Source organism: Candidatus Eisenbacteria bacterium, assembly GCA_035712145.1.
Lineage (GTDB): Bacteria > Eisenbacteria > RBG-16-71-46 > RBG-16-71-46 > RBG-16-71-46 > DASTBI01.
The window spans coordinates 1-2,084 of the sequence record DASTBI010000049.1; the positions used below are offsets into that span (position 1 = coordinate 1).

At 63.8% G+C, this 2,084-nt stretch carries 2 protein-coding genes; both read left to right on the forward strand.

Annotated features, from left to right (window positions below; all coding sequences use genetic code 11):
• Positions 1-1,836 (forward strand): acetate--CoA ligase (gene acs / locus VFQ05_02985; protein HET9325715.1); only part of this gene is annotated, 1,836 nt, incomplete at its 5' end.
• Positions 1,837-2,084, forward strand: a 248-nt coding sequence (locus VFQ05_02990) for a hypothetical protein (GenBank protein ID HET9325716.1), incomplete at its 3' end; no start/stop codon positions are given.

The window sequence follows — 2,084 nt, forward strand, 5'->3', positions numbered from 1 at the left end:
GGCACCTGGGCGCGCCTTGCGCGCGAGACACTCGCATGGACGAAGCCCTTCACTAAGGTGCTCGACCAGTCGAAGGCGCCGTTCTTCCGGTGGTTCCATGACGGCGAGCTGAACGCCTCGTATAACTGCCTCGATCGCCACCTGAAGACGATCGGCGACAAGACCGCGATCATCTTCGAGGCGGACGACGGAAACGTCACCCGGATCACGTACAAGGAGCTGCACCGAGAAGTTTGCCGCTTCGCTAACGCACTCAAGTCGCACGGGGTGAAGCTCGGCGACCGCGTGCTCATCTACATGCCGATGTCCATCCAGGTGGTCGTGGCTATGCAGGCATGCGCGCGCATCGGCGCCACGCACTCGGTGGTATTCGGTGGTTTCTCCGCGAAGAGCTTGCAGGAGCGGATCATCGACGCCGGCGCGACCGAGGTGATCACCGCCGACGGCCAGTTCCGCGGCGGGCGTGAGATTCCGCTGAAGCCAGTGGTGGACGAGGCATTCGGGATGGGGGGCTGCGAGAAAGTGCGCAACGTGATCGTCTACCGGCGGAGCGGCAGCGCGGTGCCCATGAACGCGCCGCGCGACAAGTGGTGGGACGACGTCGTGAAGAGCCAGCCCGAAGTCTGCGATCCGGTCAGCGTGAATGCCGAGCACCCGCTTTTCATCCTCTACACCTCCGGCTCGACCGGCAAACCGAAAGGCATCCAGCACTCGACCGCAGGCTACCTGCTCTGGTGCGCGCTCACAATGAAGTGGGTGTTCGACAACAAGCCGAGCGATGTTTTCTGGTGCACCGCCGATGTCGGCTGGGTCACCGGCCACAGCTACATCACTTACGGGCCGCTCGCGGCCGGCGCCACCGAAGTTATGTTCGAGGGCGTCCCAACCTACCCGGATGCCGGGCGGTTCTGGAAGATCATCCAGGACCACAAGGTGAACGTGTTTTATACCGCACCCACCGCAATCCGCTCGCTCATCAAGGCGGGCGGGGACCTGCCGAAGAAGTACAACCTTTCCTCGCTTCGCATCCTCGGCACGGTGGGTGAGCCGATCAATCCGGAAGCGTGGATGTGGTACCACGAGACCGTGGGCGGCGGGCGCTGTCCGATCGTCGATACATGGTGGCAGACCGAGACCGGCGGCCACATGATTACGCCGCTTCCCGGCGCGATACCGACCAAGCCTGGCTCTGCGACTCTGCCGCTCCCTGGAATCTTCGCCGACATCGTGGACGAGACCGGACAACCGGTGGGGCGCGGAAAGGGCGGGATCCTAGTGATCACCAAGCCCTGGCCCTCAATGCTGCGCACGATCTGGGGGGACCCCGAGCGCTACAAGAAGACCTACTGGCCCGATGACTTCAAGGGCAAGCTCTATCTTGCCGGCGATGGTGCAAGCACCGATGAAGACGGCTACTTCCGTATCGTCGGGCGCATTGATGACGTGCTCAATGTATCCGGGCACAGGCTCGGAACGATGGAGGTGGAATCGGCGCTTGTAGCGAACTCCAAGCTCGTCGCCGAGGCTGCCGTGGTCGGCCGGCCCGACGAACTGACCGGCGAGGCGATCTGCGCGTTCGTGGTGCTGAAGGGTCCGCGGCCAAGCGGTGCCGAAGCGAAAAAGGTGGCTGAAGAGCTGCGCCAGTGGGTGGCGAAGGAGATCGGCCCGATCGCGAAACCGAAGGACATCCGCTTTGGCGACAACCTGCCGAAGACCCGCTCGGGCAAGATCATGCGGCGCCTGCTCCGCGCCATCGCGAAAGGGGAGGAGATCAAGCAGGACGTCTCGACGCTGGAGAACCCGCAGATCCTCGAGCAGCTGAAGCAGAGCACCTAGTTGAGCGATGTCGTCGTCACGCTGCGCGTCCTGGTCGAGATCTGCCTGTTTGCGCTGATCGGCCAGGGCGTGCTGGCCGTCCTGCCGGGCGTCGACCGCGAGAAGAACCTTTTCTATCTCGTCCTCAAGACGATCGCGTCGCCGGGGTGGCGCGTGGCCCGGTGGGTCTCGCCCCGTTTCGTCCTCGACCAGCATGTCGGCTGGGTGGCGCTTTTCATCCTTGGGATGCTGTGGCTTGCGCTCGCCGT